Below are 18217 nucleotides of genomic sequence, written 5' to 3' on the forward strand. Positions count from 1 at the left end.
CGGCACCGCGTGCGGCACTCGGCCGGCGCCGACGGGCGCTCGGGGTCAGCCGGGCCGCGCCGCCGCCGGGGCACGGCGTCCCGGGCCCGCGCCGGATCCCCCCGGGGGTCCTGACCACCGGGGCGCCCGGCAGCCCGTGCTCATTCGCGGACGCGCCGGACCCGCGCCGGCCGCGGGCGACGCGCCGCCGGGTCGTCCGCCGCGCCGGCTTCCCGCGCTCCGGTGGCGCCCTGGCCGGTGCGCCGGGTGTCCTCCATCCCGAGCCGCAGGCCGCCCTCCTCGGTGACCGGCGGCGCCGCGGGGGCGACTCCCGTGCCGACGAGGGGGAGGCTGATCACCAGGTCGAGGGAGGGCTTCAGCTCGCCGCCGAGCGCGCTCCACACGTCCGCGAACGCCCGGTCCTCGGGGGGCGGCAGCGCGATGGTCATCGGCACCGACAGCGGAAGCCCGGCCAGTGAGCCGGTCATGTGCTCGGTGGGCATGGCGTCGCTGCTCAGCAGGCACAGCAGCAGGGAAGACAGCAGGCGGTGTTCGTCCTCGGGGCGCCGGGTCCAGGCGGTGATCAGATAGGACAGCTTGAAGTACCGGGGCGGGCGGTGCCGGGCGATGACGGTGCCGCGCTCGTCGTACTCGTTGGACAGGCCACGGGAGCGGCGGCGCATGTCCTCCCGGATGTCGTAGAGGTAGAGGTTGACGGTGGGGGCGTTGACCTTGGCCGCCCACTCGCGGGTGGGTGCGTCGAACATGACGCTGACCTGGGTGCCGCTCAGGGCGTCGTTCCGGACGAGGGCGCGCAGTGCGTCGTCCACCTCGTGGATCACGGTTCCTCCTCCGCCGTTCTCATCCGCGGCCGATGAAGTCGGGTGGCTGGAGGCTGCGGGGCACGACGAGTACCTGTGGGCCGGTGACGGGGTCGTATCCGGGTCCTGTGGCGTTGAGCAGCCGTGGTCCGGTCCGGTCCTTGCGCAGGACGAGGACCTGGGTGCGGAACGTTCCGTCGGCGCCCACCCGTACCGGGACCGTCGCCGCGGTGATGCCCTGGCTCCACTTCAGTTGGACGACGCTTCCGGCCGGGAAGTCGCGGCCCTCGGCGAGGACGACGTCGCCGAGCCGGGCGACGACGGGTCCGGCGGTCAGTACGGGCTTGAGGACGCGGAGCGGGCGCGAGTCGGTGTTGTTGAAGGGGATCGGGTCGGTCGGCGTGCTCGCGACCCGGCCGGTCAGGTTGCCGCTGACGGCCTGGTCGTAGGACAGCCGGGTGGTGACCTGGAGCCGGGCGCCGGCCGCGAGGGTGCAGGGGAGGCGGGCGGTGCAGCGGTCCTGGAGGCTCACCATGGTGACGGGTCCGGGTATGCCGGGGGTCAGGACGATGTTCGCGGCGGGGTCCGGTCCGGCGTTGCTGAGGGTGAAGGTCGCGGTGACGGTGCCTCCGATGAAGGCGGGCTGCGGGTTGACGGCGGCGGTCACGGCGACGTCGGCGGAGGGCGCGACCGGCACGGGCGGGACCAGGATGACGGTCACGACGCCGGTGTCGCGGCCGGTGTTGCCCGCCTTGTCGGTCGCCGTGCAGATGACGGTCGTCCTGCCGGGCTTGAAGTTCGACCCGGAGGGCGGGGTGCAGGTGGTGGGCAGGGCGCCGTCGACGACGTCCTGAGCGGTGGCGGTGTACGCGACGGACACGCCGTCCATGCTGAGGGACCGCACGATCCGGTCGTCCACCCGGACGACGGGCGCGGTGTCGTCGATGACGGTGAAGACGGCGGTGTCGATGCCGGTGTTCTCGTGCGCGTCCGTGGACGTGCAGGTCACGATGGTCTCGCCGAGCGCGAAGGTGGACCCGGTCACGGGCGTGCAGGTGACGGCCAGGGGTCCGTCGACGAGGTCCTGGGCGGTGGCGGTGTACTCGATGACGGCGCCTGCGGGCCCGGTGGCCGACTCGGTGCGGTCGTCCACGGTCACCACGGGCGGGGTCGTGTCGACGACCGTGATCACGGCGGTGTCGCGGCCGGTGTTCTCGTGCGCGTCCGTGGACGTGCAGGTCACGATGGTCTCGCCGACCGGGAAGGTGGAGGCGGGGGGCGGTGTGCAGGTGACCGTCGTCGGGCCGTCCACGATGTCGACCGCGGTGGCGGTGTACTCCACGGCCGCGCCGGCGGGTCCGGTGGCCTCCACCGTCAGGTCGTCGACGGTGACGACGGGCGGGGTGGTGTCGACGACGGTGATGACGGCAGTGTCCTTGCCGACGTTCTCGCGGGAGTCCGACGCCGTGCAGGTCACCGTCGTCGGCCCGATCGGGAACAGCGAACCCGACGGCGGCTCACAGGCGACCGGCACCGTCCCGTCGACCGTGTCCTCGGCCGACGCGGGGTACTCCACGACCGCGCCCCCGGGGCCGGTGGCCTCCGCGGTGCGGTCGTCGACTGTGACCAGCGGGCCGGTCGAGTCGGTCACGGTGAACTCGGCCGTGTCACGGCCGGTGTTGCCGGCCTTGTCGGTCGCCGTGCAGGTGACGGTGGTTTTGCCGATCGGGAACGTCGAGCCGGAGGCCGGCTCGCACACCGTCTTGACGTCGCCGTCCACGATGTCCGTGGCCGTGGCCGGATACGTGATCACGGCGCCGTCGGGACCGGTCGCCTCGGCGGTGCGGTCGTCGACGCTCACCACCGGCGCGGTGGTGTCGACGACGGTGAACACGGCCGTGTCGCGGCCGGTGTTGCCGGCCTTGTCGGTCGCCGTGCAGGTGACGGTCGTCTTCCCGAGCGGGAAGCGCGTCCCGGAGGACGGCAGGCAGGACACCGGAACGACGCCGTCGACGTTGTCGCGTGCGGTGGCCGGGTAGTCGATGACCGCGCCGGCCGGGCCGGTGGCTTCCACCGTGCGGTCGTCGACGGTCACCACCGGGGCGGTCACGTCCTTGACGGTGATGCGGATCTGTTCCCGGTAGGCCGGTTCGGCGGTCGGGCCGAGGAGGAACTGGACCGTGCAGGACAGCGTGGAGCCCTGCGGTGCGTCCGGGGCCACCGTGATCCGCTCGGTGAAGGAGGCGATCTGACCGCTGGTCACCTGGACGCTCGTCGGCGAGAGGGAGACGCCCAGCGAGGGGTTGCAGTCGACGAGCCGGTGGCTGACGACGACGGGCAGGTTCGTCAGGCCCTGGACGATGGCGTTCGACACATCGCCCGCGTTGATGCCCTGGAGGTACTTGCCGCCGGTGGCCTGGGTGACCTGTCTGGCCTGGCCGGTCTGGTCGAGCCCGTTGCCGTCGACGCCGACGGCGAGGACCTTGACGCCTCGGCTCTGGAGCGTCTTGACGACGTCGGCGAACCGGCGCCCGTTGCTGGGGTCGTGGGTGGGGGCGTCACCGACCAGGACGACGATCGGGCTGGCGCCGTCCCTGAACGGGTTCCGGCCGCCGGCTCCGGTCGCCACCTCGTGGAGCGCGTTCCCCCAGTCCTCCGCCGTGTCGCCGCCGCCGGAAGCGGTCAGGGCGTTCACGCCGCGCTGGATGGCGGCGCGGTCGGCGGTGAATGCCTGGTGCAGCATGAAGAGTCGGCTTCCACCGCCCACGTCGCCGAAACTGGCGACGGCGAAACGGGAGTCGGGCTGCACGGCGAAGACCTGGTTGACGATCGTGGGCAGGTTGTTCTTCACGTTGGTGATGACGTTGTCCATGCTCCCCGTGTTGTCCACCAGCAGGACCACGTCCGGCTTGGGCGGCACCGCCGGGGTCTGCACCTGTTTGGCGACGGTGATCGAGGCGCCGGGGTTGAGGGACTGCTCCACCAGCGCCGGCGTGACCGGGGACGTCGGGGCCGCCGCCTCCGGCACCGCCGCTTCCGGGACCGCCGTCGTCGGGCTGGAAGGAGGGGAGGGCGAAGGGGAAGGGGAGGACGAGGCCGTCGCCCGGGCCTGCGGCGTCGTGTCTGAGATGCCGGCCCCTACCGCGCCGAGCGCGAGGATCGAGGCCATCAGGCCCGCCCTCAGCCGGAACAACCGCACGACTTCCCCTCCCGATCGGCGTCTGCCCAACCGTCCCCGGCGCCGCTCTTCGACGGAGCGGCGCATGGGACACGCGTTTGGGAAGTGCGGTCTGCCCTTCAGGGCAATCCGCCCCTCCCTTCGCCGCCGAGGCGGCGCGGCCTCTTCAGATCAGCCCCTGCCGAAGCGCATAGGCGACGACATGAGAGCGGTTGCGCAAGTGCAGCCGGGTGACGAGGTCGTGCAGGATGTTCTTGATGGTCCGTTCGGAGTACGCGAGTTTGGTGGCGATGTCCCCGGTGTCGTACCCCTCGGCGACGAGGCGGACGACCTCGATCTCCCGGTCGGTGAGCCCGCTGAAGTTCAGGCCGCGCGGCGCCAGGACCTGGCTCTGCAACTGGCCGACCTGCTCCAGCAGACGGCCCAGCAGGTCCGCGGGAACGCTTCCCTCTCCCCTGGCCACCGCGTTGATCACCTGCACCAGCCGTTCCGGCGTCGCCTCGGACCGGCGCAGGACGCCCGCCACTCCGCACTCGGCGGCGCCGACGAGTTGCTGGTCGTCGATGCGGGTGGCGACCAGCGCCACCCGGGCCGCGGTCGTCCGCCGGATGTGACGCAGGGTCCGCAGCGACTCCTCGTCTATGGTGTCGACGACGACCACCACCACTGCGGCGGCCGGTTCCTCCCCCTCCTCCTGCAGCCGGATCTCCGGCCGAGGCCGCAGTTGGGTGGCGACCCCCGCTCTGGAGATCGGGTCATCTGCGCGCAGGCACACAACTATCCGGTCCACACCAGTCTCCCCCCTGGTCGAGCGCATCGCGGCGCGTCGAGCAGTATGCGGCAGGCGACTCCACGCAAAGTCAACAAGGCGTCAATGGGCACCTCAGCTTCCCGAAAGTCTTCCTGTCAGGCCCCTGCCCACCGATGCCGCCCGCCTTATTGTGCCGATCATGACAACTGCGGCGAGCCTGGACACGACCGCTGTGACCGCCGAGCCTGGTGGGCTGATCCAAGTCCCCCTTCAGGTACGCAACTCCGGCAGCACGGTGGAGGAGTATCGCTTCGAGGTCGTGGGCCCGGCAGCGGCCTGGGCGACCGTCGAACCAACGAGCCTTTCGCTGTACCCGGACAGCACGGGCACGGCGGTTCTGGCGTTGAGCCCGCCCCGAAGCCCCGATGTGCCGGCCGGGGACCTCCCGTTCGGCGTGCGGGTGGTGCCCACCAGCGCCCCCGACACCACGGTGGTGCCCGAGGGCGTCGTCACGGTGCTGCCGTTCGCCGAGATCACCGGGGAGCTGGTGCCCCGCGGATTCGACGGCGCCTGGCGCGGCCGTACCGACGTGGCCATCGACAACCGCGGCAACATCCCGATGACGGTGCAGCTGGCGGCCCAGGGCGACAGCTCCCGGGTGCGGCTGGGCTTCGCCCGGGAGACCGTCGAACTGCCGCCGGGTGCGGCCGAGCTGACCCGGCTCACCGCGCGCCCGGCGCGGCGGCTGTGGCGCGGCGCTCCCGTCGTCCATCCCTTCCAGGTGGTGGCGAATCCCACGGGCGAAGCGCCGCACGAATCGGTCGCCCTGGACGGCACCTACCAGCAGGACGCGATCCTGCCGCGCTGGCTGCCGCGCGCCCTGCTGGCGGTGGTCGCCGTGGCGGCGACCCTGGCCATCGTGTGGTTCGCCCTGCTGCGCCCGGTGGTGCGGTCGGCGGCGCGGGAGGAATCCCAGAAGCAGGTGGCCGCAGTGCTGTCGCCCAGCCCCGGGGCGTCCGGCGCGGCGAGCGGCGGTGGCTCGGGCGGTGCGTCGGCGGGCTCCTCCGGAACAGGAGGGGACACGGCGGGCGGTGGCTCACCGAGCTCCGGCGCCGCGGCGGGATCGAACGCCGGAAGCACCGGCGGGGGCTCGGGCGGATCGGGCAGCGGAGGCGGCACCGGGGGAAGCGGGGGCGGAGGTGCGGTGGATCCGCGCAGCGCGCAGACCGCGGTCAAGGACTCGGTGGGCAGCGGCTCGACGGCCGACACGGTGTACCGCGTCCCGGCCGGTCAGGTGTTCGACCTGACAGACCTCGTGGTGCAGAACCCGCAGGGCGACTCCGGCACCGTCGTCATCGCCGCCGGCAGCCGGACCCTGCTGACGCTGGCGCTGCAGAACTTCCGTGACCAGGACTACCACTTCGTCACCCCGATCGCGGTGCCCGCCGGGGGACGGATCACCATGACGGTGACCTGCAGTGAGGTGGGACGGCCGGTGGGCGGTCCGACGCCGGCCCAGTGCGACGAGTCGGTGCTGGTCGGCGGGACGCTGCGGCAGGCGCCCAGCGCCAGCCCCTCCCCCTCCACCGCCTGACCGTGCGTGAAGGTGAAGGCAAGCGGGGCTGAGCCGTCCGGAACTGGCCCCCGGGCATGAGCCCGGGGGCCCCTGCCGGTCATTCCTCGGCGGACTCCTCCTGCTGCTCCTCCTCGGCCCGCTGCACGAACAGCCCCTGCACATCGGCGGGTTGCTCCTCTTCCTCGGCCTCCCGCTGGACCATCGCGGACGGCCCGGGTGCGGCCACCGCCCCCTCCGTGGCCTGTGCTGCCGGGGTCGGGGCGGACATGACACGGTCGGCATTGGCGCTGGCCTCCCGCTCGTACCGGTCCGAGGGGTCGCTGACCCGGATCCCACCGGGCGCCGTGGTCCCGTCGACCGGGCCGCTGCGCTGCTGTATCACATGGGTCAGCTCATGGGCGAGCGTCGTACGCCCGGCATGGGACGACGGGTCGTAGGCATCGCGCTGGAAGACGACGTTGTTGCCGACGGTGTAGGCGTGCGCGCCGACCGACTTCGCGGACTCGTGCGCCGCGTCGCCCGTGTGCACCCGCACGTCGGAGAAGTCCGCGCCGAGCTTGTCCTCCATGTCGGAGCGGACGTCGGCGCCGAGGCTCTGCCCGGAGCCTGACCCGACGACTTCGTGCACGGGCGAGCGCTGCGGCGAAGGGGACTCCTCGTCCTGCTCCCGCTGCAGCATGGCGCCCACCGCACTGTTGCCGACGGCACGCTGCAGCGTGCCCATGCCGGAGGGGCCCAGAACATCGGGGCGGCCTGCGGCTGCCGCTTTGAACAGCCGCGAGTCGTCGGTCTGGGACTGCCTGTGGCCGGCTTGTTGGTGGTCGTCGTCGTGCTCGTGGTCATGTACGTGGTCGGGCATGTTCGCTCCCTGGGACGTCCATCGGCAGACCTCTCTCACCCTGACACTGCCCCAGCGCGCCCGCCGGGTACAGGCATACGGCTGCCTACGGAAGTGCAGCCGCCGCTGCCCGATGAGGCAATCGCCGCCCGGGGACCGGGTTCGGGATCACGCCGTGGCGTCGCCGGGCGGCGGGGCGGTGGAGTTGCGCAGCACGAGTTCGGTGCCGACCTCCATGTGCTCCATGAGCCGCGAGCACCTGGGCCTCGGCGAAGCCGCGCAGCCGGCGCTCCGGCAGCGGGACCTTCTTCTCCACGAACTCGCCGTCGAAGGTGCTGACCGTCAACTCCTCGGGCCCGACGGCCAGATGGAGGGGGTCGAGCCCGCCGAGCCCGGCCAGTGCCCGCCGCAGCTGCGGGTTGACGTCCATGTTCGTGGTGCCGTGCCCGATGTCGTCACCGTCGAGGCCGGGTGCGAGGACGTCGAGCCGGGCGTAGACACCGCAGCAGCCGGAGAAGGACTCGAGCCGCAGCCGGTCGCCGTCGGCCGTCATCACCGGGTCGAGCGAGGCGTTGGCGCTCGGCCGGCAGTAGCGGGCGGCGGCGACGTCGGCGACCGCGAGCAGCGCCGTCGCCGCGGCGGCGGGCGCGGTCAGGAACCCGCTGAAGAAGCGGGGGTTGGCCGCCTCTCCGGCCGGGGTGGCACCGCCGGAGGTCTCCAGGGCGAGGGTGCGCCCGGCCGTGGAATCGTGCACGGCCGAGGGGCGTAAGCAGGAGTAGGTCTGCAGGAGTCGGGGCACGCGCACACGCTACGGCCGAGGACTGACACCGGGTCGCACGCAGACCCTGTGAACGGTCTTGCCCACCTCGACGTATACGACGAGGTGGGGGAAGAGCGAACTCGGCCGTGCGGCACACGGCGACCGGCCGGTAGGCGAAGATGGCGGTCGTGTCGCCTGATCACGTGACCGGGCACGGGAGACATCCCGGAGCAGGCCGGGCCAGCCATGCGGGGGCGTGTACGCGGGCCGGTCTGTTCGCCGTGCTCGGCACCGTGCTCGCGACCTTCGGGCACCACGCGGTCGCCGACGGCACCGTGCCCTGGCGGCTGGTGGCCGTGTTGATCGTGGTGCAGTTCGCGGCGGTCTGGCCGCTCGCTCGGCGCCGCTACGTGCCGGTCGCCACCATCACCCTCACCCTGGCGACACAGGGGGCTCTGCATCTCGCCCTGTCCTACACGGACGGCGCTGCCTCGATGACGATGCCGCAGCATGCGATGCACGCCGGGCACATGTCCTCCGCCGCCGGGGACGGTCACTCCTGGCATCACGCGGGAGCGGCGATGACGGCCGTGCACACCCTCGCCGCGCTGGCGGTCGCGTGGCTGCTGCACCGGGCGGACGCGGGGATGACGGCGGCGCTCGGCACGCTGCACACGCTCGCCAGGGCTGCGGTGGCGGCCCTCGCCCAGGCGTTGCCGCGGGCGATCGCCGATCCGGAGCGGGCGCTGCTCGGGCTGCCCGCCGGGCGGACCGGCGCCTTCTTCGCGGTGGCGGCTCGGGCGTGGGAGGAAGTACTGGAGTACGCGGTGGTTCGCAGGGGGCCACCGCGGCGGGAGCACCCTCCGGTCCTTCACCGGTCCCGGCCGCCCCGACGGGCGCGGGGCCGGATTCTCCCGTATCAGCCAGGAGTTCCCCTGTGTCTTTTGTTTCTGCTTCCGTCCGCCCGACGGCGCGTGCCGGCCGTCGTTTCGCAGTGGCCGGCGCCGTCGCGCTGACGGCCACGCTCGCCCTGGCCGCACCGGCCGCGGCGCACGCGGAGGTCGAGGCCGACAATCCCCAGGCCTTGGCGGAGAACGTCACCCTGACCTTCGTCTGCGAGGCCGAGTCCGCCTCCGCAGGCTTCAAGGAGGTGCGAGTCGTCCTCCCGGCAGGCATAGCCCCCACCGACGTCACCCTCGGCGAGGCCCCCAAGGGCTGGAAGCTGACGGCCACCGAAGACGGCTACACCGTCGGCGGCCCGGCGATCAAAACGGGGGTCGACGCCGAGCACACGATCAAGGTCCGGCAGCTGCCGGATGCGAAGGAGCTCGCGTTCAAGACCATCGACACCTACAGCGACGGGGAGATCTCCCGCTGGATCGAACTGCCCACCGGCGGCAAGGAGCCCGAACAGCCCGCCCCGGTCCTGGAGTTGAAGGCCGCGGCACCGGGCGCCAAGTCGGTCGCTCCGAGCCCGACGGCGACGGCGACGCAGAGCGCGGCACCCACCACGGCCGCCGCCTCCCCCTCCGCCACCGCGACGGAGTCGGACGCCACGCCGGCCGCCGGTGACACGGCCGCCGACGAGGACGAGGGCATGTCCTCCGGCGTCCTGGCCGGGGTGATCGTCGTCGTCCTGCTCGTCCTGGGCGGCGGAGCCTGGTGGCTGGTCAAGCGGCGGGCCGCCTCGTCCGAGAGCTGACGTTCACCGCCGTCGCCCCGAGCTCGACCGCCCGGGGCGACGGCCGGTCGGGCCCGGCGGCCGCGTCGCCCACAGGAACCGCTTAGCATCTCCGGTGATGAGGAGCCGGGCGCAGTCGGCGCAGCACAGGACCCGCGGGGTGCGGTGGACCGCGTACGTCACGTTGTTGTGCCCCGCCCTGGCCGTTCTGCTTGCAACTGCGGTGATGTGCCTGGGTTATGTGGCACACGGAAGCGGCGAGCGCACCACGCCGACGACGGCCGCTGCGACCGCCTCGTCCGCCATGTCTGCCATGTCTGCCGAAGCGATGGTGGGGGCAGGCGCTTCTGCCGAGTCCCACTCGACGCCGGCCGCATACGAGGGTGACTGCCCCTCAGGGGACGTGTGCTGCGCTCAGGCGTTCCATCATGTGACGGGCGTGCTCGTCGCACCCGTCCACCGGGCGGCGGCGGTCCTGCCCCGTAGGCCGGGCCTCCCCCGGCGGCCGGACGGCCCCACGCTGCTCGCCCGGCCTCCCTCGGCCGTCGGCGCTCCCGATCTTCACGTCCTCCAGGTGCAGCGGACCTAGACGGATGCCGTGGCGCCGCGCACCCGCGCCCGCGCCGAACGACATCCACTCACCCCCTGCACCCACCGCCGTACGGCGGGAAGAAGGGCTCAGTCATGAGCAAGACCAGCAAGAAGGCCGCCTCCCTGTCCCGCAAGGCCCGCATCGAGGAGATGCGTCGCGTCGAGAAGGCCCGCGACCGCAGAAACCGCGTCGTCGCCATCACGCTCGGCACGGTCGTCGTCGCCGGGCTGGCGGGCTGGGGCGCGTACGCCGTCAACAGCGCCGACGAGAAGTCCGAGCAGCAGGCCGCCGCCGCGAAGGAGCCCGTCTCCGGCGAGAAGACGTGGAACGCGAAGAAGCTCACGCAGAACCACGTTCAGGGCCAGGTCGACTACCCGATGAACCCGCCCGTCGGCGGCGACCACAGCCAGGCGTGGATGGCCTGCGACGGCACCGTCTACACGAAGGCCATAGCGAACGAGAACGCCGTGCACTCCCTGGAGCACGGGGCGGTCTGGGTGACGTACAACTCCAAGGTCGCCGAGGCCGATGTCAAGGCACTCGGCGACAAGGTGGCCAAGACCCCGTACACGCTGATGAGCCCCGTCGAGGACCAGTCCGGGACGATCACGCTGTCGGCCTGGGGACGGCAGCTCACCGTGGACAAGGCGTCCGACCCGCGGGTCGGGCAGTTCCTCACCAAGTACGTCCAGGGCCCGCAGACGCCCGAGCCGGGAGCATCCTGCACCAACGGACTGACGTCCGCATGACGCCGGGCACGGCCGACTGAGTCCGCCGTCGGACGCCGCCGCCCGCACCGCCCGGCGGCGTCCGGCCGGACCTCGAGCCCGGCTAGGGCCTGTCCGGCTGAGCAGGTCGCAGGAAATCGGCGGTGCCGAATCAGCGCCGGTGAGCGGGGTGTGGTGCGTGCAGCTGCAAGGCGGAGGAGGGAGTCGACGCGGAGCGTCGGCGAGTGACGACAACGCGGCAGATGGGCGTGCCACACCCCGCGTCTGCGGCATGATCGGCCGGACAGGTCCTAGGGCACCAGGACCAGCCGTCCCCGTATCCCGCCCTCCGCGAGCCGGGCGTGGGCCTTGGCCGCGTCCGCCAGGGCGAACGTCTCGGCCACCCGCAGTGTCAGCACGCCGTCGTCCACCAGCCGGACCAGCTCCGCCAGCCGGGCCCCGTCGGCGGCCACCTCGACCGCGGCGGTCCGCACGCCCCGCACGGAGGCGGGCTGGGCCCCCGGGATCATCCCGGCGAAGGCGCCCCCGTCCCGCACCCACGCCAGCGCCCGCTCACCGAACTGTGCCGCGTCCAGGACCGCGTCGGCCTCGCCTGCCGCGATCTCGCCGGTGCTGAAGTGGGCGGCGCCGAGAGACCGTACGAACTCCTCGTCCGCCGGCCGGGCCACGCCGGTCACCGCGATCCCGCGGTGTGCGGCCAACCGCACCGCGAACCCGCCGACCGCGCCCGCCGCCCCCGTCACCACCAGCGACTGTCCGGGATCGAGCGACAGCAGGTCCAGGGCCTGTGCGGCGGCGAGCGCGTTCAGCGCAAGGGTGGCCGCGTGGACGGTGTCGACCGTCGTCGGGGCCTTGGCCACCGCGGCCGCCGGGACGACGACGTACTCCGCGTGCGAACCCAGGTCGGCCCCCATGCCGTAGTGAAGCGCGACGACCTCCTCGCCCACCTGCCGGTCGACGCCCGCGCCCACCGCGTCCACCGTCCCGGCGATGTCCCAGCCGAGCCCGAGCCGTCGGCCCGCCCCACCGAACGCGCCGACCCGCACGCCCGCGTCCACCGGGTTCAGCGCGGCCGCCGCCACCTTGATCCGCACCTCGCCGGCGCCCGGCTCCGGCGTCTCCAACTCGACGATCTGCACGGCCTCGGGCCCGCCGAACGAGGTCACCACAGCAGCACGCATCACACTCAACTCCCCATGTCGGTCACATCGCGGCGGTGTCCTCGCCGCTGCGCACAACCCTAGGAAGAGTTACTATCCAGGGGATAGTAGTTACCTGAAGGTGCCTACCTACCCACGAGGTGAGCCATGGCGACGAAGACGGCGGCCCAGCAGCGCGAACAGGCCCGGCACGAGTACGACGCGTTTCTGCGCGGCTGCCCCACCAACCAGCTCCTCGACCGCATCAGCGACAAGTGGATCAGCCTGGTCGTCGCCGCCCTCTCCGTCGGCCCCCAGCGCTACAGCGACCTCAACCGCACGATCGCCGGCGTCAGCCCCAAGATGCTCACCCAGAGCCTGCGCAGCCTCGAACGCGACGGCATCCTGACCCGCACGGTCACCCCCTCCGTCCCGGTCCGCGTCGACTACGAGCTCACCCCGCTGGGCAGCAGCCTCGCCCAGCTCCTCACCGCCGTGAAGACCTGGGCGGAGACCCACTTCGACGAGGTCCACGCGGCCCGCGACCGCTACGACACCGACCACCGCGACCCCGCCTGAGGCCGAAGCCGCTGCGCTGCCGGGCGGCGCGGACTGGATACAATTTGGGCACGAACGACTTCGCGCGATGCGGCCTCGCGGCTGCGAAGGAGTGTGCCTGTGCCCGGCCACCGATCCATCACCCAAGCCGAGAAACTGGCCGCGGCCAAGCTAGGCGGTGTTCCCGTCCGCGCGGAGCGGATGGCCGCCGTCGCCAACATCTACCGCGCCGCCTCGGCGGTCCGGCAGCATCTGGAGAACTCCGTGCTGCGCGGCGCCGACCTCACCTGGACGGCGTTCGTCGTGCTGTGGGTGGTGTGGATCTGGGGCGAGTCGGAGACACGGCATGTGGCCGAGGAGGCGGGGATCTCCAAGGGAACGCTCACCGGGGTCTCGCGGACGCTGGAGAAGCGCGGGCTGGTGCGGCGGGCCGCTCACCCGACGGACGGCAGGCTGGTCCTGCTCAGCCTCACCGAGGAGGGCGAGGCGCTGATGCAGCGGCTGTTCCCCGCGTTCAACGACGAGGAGGGCTTCGTCACCGAGCAGCTGACCGACGAGGAGTGCCGCAGTGTCGCCGACGGACTGCGGCGCGTGGTGCTCCAGGTCGAGGAACACGGCGAGGAACGCCGCCTGGCCCTCCTCGACGGCGCGTCCCCGGCACCGCGTCGCAGCGGCCGCCGTCCACAGAGCTGAGGCTCTTGGACGGCGCCGGTGTCAGCGTCTCTCGCGGGCCGCTCGTACGAGGGCGTCGAAGAGGCCCTGTTGGGCGGGGTCCTCGTGGGCGGTGTCCTCGGGGTGCCACTGGACGGCGGTGAACCAGCCGGGCGCGCCGGGGAGTTCGAGCCCTTCCACCGTGCCGTCGGCGGCGCGTGCGGTGACCGTGAGTCCTGCCCCGAGCCGGCTGGTCCGCTGGTGGTGGTAGCAGGAGGCCTGGATCTTCTCGGCGCCGGTCGCCTGCTCCAGCAGCGTGGCGCGCTGGATCGCCACCGGGTGCACAAGGTGCCGGTGCTCTCGGTCCGGGCCGCCCATGTCCTGTTCCAGGGTGCCGCCGAGGGCGACGTCGACGACCTGCAGACCGCGGCAGATCGCCAGCAGCGGTATGCCCGAGTGCAGTGCGTGGCGGGCGAGTTCGAGGTCGAAGGCGTCCTGGAGGTCGTCGACGTCGTACACGGCGTCGTGGGTGTCGGCGGCGCCGTAGCGGTGTGGGGCCAGGTCGCCTCCGCCGGGGAGCAGGACGCCGTCGAAGCGGGCGAGGCGGGCGGCGACGTCCGAGTCCGCGGGGTGGATGCTCGCCGGTTCGCCGCCGGCCCGCCAGACGGCCTCGATCAGCGCGCGGGCGTTGACCTCGGCGGCGTACCGCAGCGCGGAGGTCGTGGCGGAGAAGCGGGCGGGGATCGCGATGAGCGGTCGCAGGGGCGCCGTCACAGCTGGATCCAGGTGGTCTTGAGTTCGGTGTACTTCTCCAGGGCGTGGGCGGACTTGTCGCGGCCGTTGCCGGACTGCTTCACACCGCCGAAGGGGACGGTCAGGTCACCTTCCTCGTAGCAGTTGACCCAGACCGTGCCGGCCTTCAGGGCCCGGGAGACCTTGTGGGCGGTGGACAGGTCGGAGGTCCACAGGCCGGCGGCGAGTCCGTACTCGGTGGCGTTGGCCAGGCGTACCGCCTCGTCCAGGTCGTCGAAGGCGAGGACGGAGAGGACGGGGCCGAAGATCTCCTCGCGAGCCAGTCGCATCCCCGGGTCCACGCGGTCGAAGACGGTGGGCCGCAGATAGCTGCCGCCGGTGTCGGCCAGGGTGCGTTCGCCGCCGACGCGCAGCCGCGCGCCTTCCTCGCGGCCGGTCCCGACATGGCCGAGGACGCGTTGCAGATGGCTCTCGCCGACCAGCGCGCCCATCTCGGTCGCGGGATCCAGCGGATCCCCGACCCGCAGTTCCCGGGCGCGCGCCACGATCGCCTCGGTGACGCGTTCGGCGACGGAGGAGTGGACGAGCAGCCGGGAGGGGGCCGTGCACATCTCCCCCTGGTTGAAGAAGATGCCCCAGGCGGCGGTGGCGGCGGCCTTCTCCAGGTCGGGGGCGTCGGGGAGGATGATGTTCGGCGATTTGCCGCCCAGCTCCAGCCAGACGCGCTTGAGGTTGGAGTCGGCCGCGTAGCGCAGGAAGTGGCGGCCGACCGCCGTGGATCCGGTGAACGCGAGGACGTCGACGTCGGGGTGCAGTCCGATCGCCCGCCCGGCCACGGGTCCGTCGCCGGTCACCACGTTGAGCACGCCCGGGGGCAGGCCTGCCTCGGTGGCCAGCCGGCCGAGCAGCAGCGCGGACAGCGGGGAGTTCTCCGACGGCTTCAGCACGACGGTGCAGCCCGCGGCGAGTGCGGGAGCCACCTTCCAACTCGCCAGCGTCAGCGGGAAGTTCCACGGTACGACGGCGCCGACGACTCCGGCCGGCTCCCGGGTGACCAGGGCCAGCGCGTCAGGAGCGGTGTGCGGGGACTCGTCCGTCAGCTTGTCCGCCAACTGCCCGTACCAGCGGAAGGTGTTGATCGCGGCGCGCAGTTCGATGTCATGCGCGTCCGTGATGGGCTTGCCCATCTCCAGGCTGATGGTCAGGGCGAGCCTGTCCCGCTGCTCTTCGAGGAGTTCCGCGATGCGCAGCAGGACGCGGCCGCGGTCGGCGGGGGCGAGACGCGGCCAGGGGCCCGTGTCGAAGGCCCGGCGCGCCGCGGCCACGGCAAGGTCGACCTCGGCGGGCCGGGCGTCCGCGATCTCGGCGAGGCGTCGCCCGTCGCGAGGCGAGACGACAGTGAACGTGGAGCCGCCGCCCGGCTCGTCCACACCGTCGATGTGATGCTGTCCGGGCAGGCTCAGGTCCTCGGCGCGGCGCAGCAGTTCTTCATGGGTCAGAGCCAGGCCTGGCATCCGCTTCCCCTTCGTGTCTGTTTCCTGGGCGTACGGCACCCGGGAGCGGGTGCCGGGTGCCGTACCTGACCGTCGGCGCGGCGGCGGGATCAGCCGGTGGCTCGGGAGCTGTGCCGGGTCAGCCGTGCCGCGACGAGTCCCAGGACCAGCACGGCCGGGACCGAGAGCTCGAGCCAGACGGCGGTGGTCCGGTCGCCGCCGATGAGCGTCGTGAAGTTGTCCAGGATGAGCCAGATCGAACCGGCGATGCCGAGCGCTCCAAGGATCGGCGCGATCAGGGTGTTCCAGGGCCGGAGGTCGACGCGCGAGCGGCGGAAGTAGACCACCACGGAGACCGAGGTCAGGAAGTACAGGAGCATGATCCCCAGCACGGCGATGCCGCTGAACCAGGAGAAGAGCGTCAGCACCGGGTCTTTGCCGAGCACCGCGAACGGCATGACCATCGCGACGGCGATCACGGTCTGCACGGCACCGGCCGCCCAGGGCGAGTGACGCCGGTTGACGGTGGTGAGGCCGTGCGGCAGCAGTCCCTCGCGGCCCAGGGAGAACAGGTAGCGGTTGGCTGAGTTGTGGAAGGCCAGGATGCCGGCGAAGAGCGAGGTGGCCAGCAGGACGGGCAGCACGTCGTCGGTCCAGGCGCCGAACTGGGCGCCGATGGGTGCGAAGACGAACGACGCGGCGTCGCCGGACTCCACCGCCTTGCCCGCCTCGGCCGTGACCTGGGAAGCGCCGTGGGCGGAGACCAGCATCCACGAGGTGAAGGCGAAGAAGCCGGTGATCACCGCGAGGGACAGATAGGTGGCCCGCGGCACGGTCTTCTTGGGCTCGCGGGCCTCCTCGCCGTAGATGGCGGTCGACTCGAAGCCGAACATCGACGCCACGGCGAACATCAGCGCCACGCCGGGAGCGCCCTGCAGTGCGGCGTGCGGCGAGAAGCTGTCGGCGAGGTTGAGTCCTTCGGGGCCGCCGCCCTTGAAGAAGGTCACGAGGGAGAAGACGGTCAGGATGCTGAACTCCGCCAGGACGAAGACGGCCAGGACCTTCGCTCCCATCTCGATGCCGACGGCGCCGAGGATCTGGACGATCACCATCGTGACGAGCGCCCAGACCCACCACGCCACGTGCGTGTCGGTGTAGTGCTCGACCAGGCCGCTCACCGTGGCGCCGTACAGCCCGTACATGGCGGCCTGGATGGCGCAGTAGGCGAAGAGGGCGACACCGGCGCTGCCGGAGCCGGTCGGCCGGCCGAGGCCCTTGCCGATGTAGGTGTAGAAGGCGCCGGCGTCCACGACATGGCGGCTCATGGCCACGAAGCCGATGGAGAACAGCAGGATCACGACGCCGACCGCGAGGTACGCGGCGGGGACGCCGGCTCCGTTGCCTATCAGGATGGCGATGGGCACGGCGCCGGCGATGCCGGTCAGCGGTGCCTGGGCGGAGAGGACGAAGAACACGATGCCCAGGACGCCGAGGGAATCGGGCTTGAGCCTGCCTGTCATGGATGAATCTTGCGCGGAGTGCGGGGCAACCGCCGTCTGACTGTCCACTCGGATCACCTGCCGGGACGGGGAGGGGGACGGGAAGGTAAGCGCGGGGGGATTCGTTTCGATCCAAACGAGTTGCCTCATAGTGGGCTGGAACTATCCGTTTGGCAAGGGACCTGGTGGAGTTTTGCCGCGAAACCGGAAAGGCCCCGGACGCGGAGCGTCCAGGGCCGGGAAACGCTCCGGTCAGACAGTCATGCGCGCGTCTCGCCGCCACTGTCGCCATTGGCGTCGCCGTTGGCGTCGAGGAGCCTCAGCAGGGAACGCAGCTCCTCCAGGGCCGCGTCCGTGACCTCCGGCTCGCCCAGGACGAGTTGGTGCAGCACGAGTCCGTCGAGTGCGGCGAAGACCAGCCGGGTCAGCGCCCGGTCCGCGCCGGCCGGCAGCATCCGGCCGAGCTCGCGCTGGGCGGCGTCGAAGTACTCGTCGTAGAGCTCGCGGATCTGCGGCAGCAGCTCCGGGCGGCGCCGGGACTCCAGCAGCAGTTCGTACTGGAAGGCCTGGGTGTCCGGAGTCGCCGTGACCATGTCGGACAGGCCGGTCGAGAAGTCCGCGACCCTGCCGGTGCCGGGCTCGAGCGCGCTGATGCTCAGCGAGGTGCGGATCGTGTGGGCGAGGGCCTCCTCGATCAGCGCGTCGCGCGAGCCGAAGTGATGCACGACGAGCCCGTGGGTGACGCCGGCCTCTTCCGCGACCGCCCGGTAGGTGAGCTTGCGCAGTCCGCCCCGCGCGACGACCCGTACGGCGGCGTTGAGCAGGGCTTCGCGGCCTTCGCCGTACTGCAGGCGCTTGCGGGGCTGTCGGCTCGGGGAGGCGTCCGCGGACTCGGTCATGCAGGCGACCCTACCCAAGCGGACCGCAGGGTCACGTTCTCGTGTCATCGCCTGGGCGCACGGATGCCGCGGAACTCCCAGTCGCCGCCGAGCGCGGTGGACAGGACCTCCTCGGACTCGGTGGGCTGGGCGCCGACGTCGGTGCGGACGGGGGTCGGGCCGGTGACGATGTGGTTGGTGAGCCGACCGAGTCCTTCGACCTCGACCTCGACGACGTCGCCGGGCCGCACGGGGCGCGAGTTGGCCGGGGTGCCCGACAGGAGCACGTCACCGGGGTACAGGGTGATCGTCCGGGCGATGTCGGCGACGAGGTAGTGCATG

At 72.1% G+C, this 18217-nt stretch carries 17 protein-coding genes and 1 pseudogene; 7 read left to right on the forward strand and 11 right to left on the reverse strand.

The window, feature by feature from the left end; translation table 11 throughout:
- Positions 1-140: 140 nt before the first annotated feature.
- The 3 genes from ACWD4O_RS45885 to ACWD4O_RS45895 form a co-directional block, all read right to left on the reverse strand.
- Positions 141-821, reverse strand: a complete 681-nt coding sequence (locus tag ACWD4O_RS45885) for a DUF4255 domain-containing protein (protein ID WP_451289038.1) — start codon at positions 819-821, stop codon at positions 141-143.
- Positions 822-840: 19 nt separating this feature from the next.
- On the reverse strand, positions 841-3999 hold the full coding sequence (locus ACWD4O_RS45890) for an HYR domain-containing protein (RefSeq protein ID WP_451289039.1): 3159 nt from the start codon (positions 3997-3999) through the stop codon (positions 841-843).
- 145 nt (positions 4000-4144) lie between these two features.
- Positions 4145-4768 (reverse strand): response regulator transcription factor, encoded by a 624-nt coding sequence (locus tag ACWD4O_RS45895; protein ID WP_351917938.1) that lies wholly within the window; start codon positions 4766-4768, stop codon positions 4145-4147.
- Between the two features lie 160 nt (positions 4769-4928).
- Here ACWD4O_RS45895 and ACWD4O_RS45900 point away from each other — a divergent pair, with 160 nt between their 5' ends.
- Positions 4929-6323 (forward strand): COG1470 family protein, encoded by a 1395-nt coding sequence (locus ACWD4O_RS45900; protein WP_451289040.1) that lies wholly within the window; start codon positions 4929-4931, stop codon positions 6321-6323.
- 79 nt (positions 6324-6402) lie between these two features.
- Here the strand turns inward: ACWD4O_RS45900 and ACWD4O_RS45905 are convergent, their stop codons facing one another.
- Positions 6403-7164: an eCIS core domain-containing protein gene (locus ACWD4O_RS45905; protein ID WP_451289041.1), complete on the reverse strand. Its 762-nt coding sequence runs from the start codon at positions 7162-7164 to the stop codon at positions 6403-6405.
- 226 nt (positions 7165-7390) lie between these two features.
- Positions 7391-7930, reverse strand: a pseudogene (locus ACWD4O_RS45910) (SWIM zinc finger family protein); the annotation flags it as partial.
- A 176-nt stretch (positions 7931-8106) separates the two neighbouring features.
- On the opposite strand from ACWD4O_RS45910, the gene ACWD4O_RS45915 reads away from it, so the two are divergent.
- From ACWD4O_RS45915 to ACWD4O_RS45930, 4 genes are all read left to right on the forward strand, one after another.
- Positions 8107-8919, forward strand: coding sequence for a hypothetical protein (locus ACWD4O_RS45915; protein ID WP_451289042.1), 813 nt, complete (start codon positions 8107-8109; stop codon positions 8917-8919).
- Positions 8898-9605, forward strand: a complete 708-nt coding sequence (locus ACWD4O_RS45920) for a DUF1775 domain-containing protein (protein ID WP_451289043.1) — start codon at positions 8898-8900, stop codon at positions 9603-9605. Before ACWD4O_RS45915 ends, ACWD4O_RS45920 begins: the two co-directional genes overlap by 22 nt.
- A gap of 418 nt (positions 9606-10023) precedes the next feature.
- Positions 10024-10173, forward strand: a complete 150-nt coding sequence (locus ACWD4O_RS45925; RefSeq protein ID WP_451289045.1) for a hypothetical protein — start codon at positions 10024-10026, stop codon at positions 10171-10173.
- A gap of 95 nt (positions 10174-10268) precedes the next feature.
- On the forward strand, positions 10269-10925 hold the full coding sequence (locus ACWD4O_RS45930; RefSeq protein WP_451289046.1) for a DUF3105 domain-containing protein: 657 nt from the start codon (positions 10269-10271) through the stop codon (positions 10923-10925).
- A 269-nt stretch (positions 10926-11194) separates the two neighbouring features.
- Here ACWD4O_RS45930 and ACWD4O_RS45935 read toward each other — a convergent pair whose 3' ends face one another.
- The gene (locus ACWD4O_RS45935) at positions 11195-12085 is read right to left on the reverse strand and encodes an alcohol dehydrogenase catalytic domain-containing protein (RefSeq protein ID WP_451289047.1); all 891 of its coding nucleotides are present in this window, start codon (positions 12083-12085) and stop codon (positions 11195-11197) included.
- 126 nt (positions 12086-12211) lie between these two features.
- Between ACWD4O_RS45935 and ACWD4O_RS45940 the strand changes: the two genes are divergently transcribed.
- The gene (locus tag ACWD4O_RS45940) at positions 12212-12622 is read left to right on the forward strand and encodes a winged helix-turn-helix transcriptional regulator (protein WP_451289048.1); all 411 of its coding nucleotides are present in this window, start codon (positions 12212-12214) and stop codon (positions 12620-12622) included.
- A 99-nt stretch (positions 12623-12721) separates the two neighbouring features.
- Entirely contained in the window at positions 12722-13294 is a 573-nt protein-coding gene (locus ACWD4O_RS45945) for a MarR family winged helix-turn-helix transcriptional regulator (protein ID WP_451289049.1), read from the forward strand.
- Positions 13295-13315: 21 nt separating this feature from the next.
- On the opposite strand, the gene ACWD4O_RS45950 is transcribed toward ACWD4O_RS45945, so the two are convergent.
- From ACWD4O_RS45950 to ACWD4O_RS45970, 5 genes are all read right to left on the reverse strand, one after another.
- Entirely contained in the window at positions 13316-14026 is a 711-nt protein-coding gene (locus tag ACWD4O_RS45950) for a gamma-glutamyl-gamma-aminobutyrate hydrolase family protein (protein ID WP_451289050.1), read from the reverse strand.
- Positions 14023-15519: an aldehyde dehydrogenase gene (locus ACWD4O_RS45955; RefSeq protein WP_451289051.1), complete on the reverse strand. Its 1497-nt coding sequence runs from the start codon at positions 15517-15519 to the stop codon at positions 14023-14025. Before ACWD4O_RS45955 ends, ACWD4O_RS45950 begins: the two co-directional genes overlap by 4 nt.
- 89 nt (positions 15520-15608) lie before the next feature.
- Positions 15609-17066, reverse strand: coding sequence for an APC family permease (locus ACWD4O_RS45960; protein ID WP_451289052.1), 1458 nt, complete (start codon positions 17064-17066; stop codon positions 15609-15611).
- Between the two features lie 191 nt (positions 17067-17257).
- Complete coding sequence (locus tag ACWD4O_RS45965; protein WP_451289053.1) at positions 17258-17896, reverse strand: TetR/AcrR family transcriptional regulator; 639 nt, start codon at positions 17894-17896, stop codon at positions 17258-17260.
- Between the two features lie 44 nt (positions 17897-17940).
- A partial coding sequence (locus ACWD4O_RS45970; RefSeq protein WP_451289054.1) for a fumarylacetoacetate hydrolase family protein occupies positions 17941-18217 on the reverse strand: 277 nt, incomplete at its 5' end.

The sequence above is a fragment of the Streptomyces sp. NPDC002623 genome, from assembly GCF_053592635.1.

Coding starts and splice junctions, on each gene's coding strand:
- ACWD4O_RS45900 (WP_451289040.1), top strand. CDS start 4,929: ATGACAACTGCGGCGAGCCTGGACACGACCGCTGTGACCGCCGAGCCT.
- ACWD4O_RS45905 (WP_451289041.1), bottom strand. CDS start 7,164: ATGCCCGACCACGTACATGACCACGAGCACGACGACGACCACCAACAA.
- ACWD4O_RS45930 (WP_451289046.1), top strand. CDS start 10,269: ATGAGCAAGACCAGCAAGAAGGCCGCCTCCCTGTCCCGCAAGGCCCGC.
- ACWD4O_RS45935 (WP_451289047.1), bottom strand. CDS start 12,085: ATGCGTGCTGCTGTGGTGACCTCGTTCGGCGGGCCCGAGGCCGTGCAG.
- ACWD4O_RS45940 (WP_451289048.1), top strand. CDS start 12,212: ATGGCGACGAAGACGGCGGCCCAGCAGCGCGAACAGGCCCGGCACGAG.
- ACWD4O_RS45955 (WP_451289051.1), bottom strand. CDS start 15,519: ATGCCAGGCCTGGCTCTGACCCATGAAGAACTGCTGCGCCGCGCCGAG.
- ACWD4O_RS45965 (WP_451289053.1), bottom strand. CDS start 17,896: ATGACCGAGTCCGCGGACGCCTCCCCGAGCCGACAGCCCCGCAAGCGC.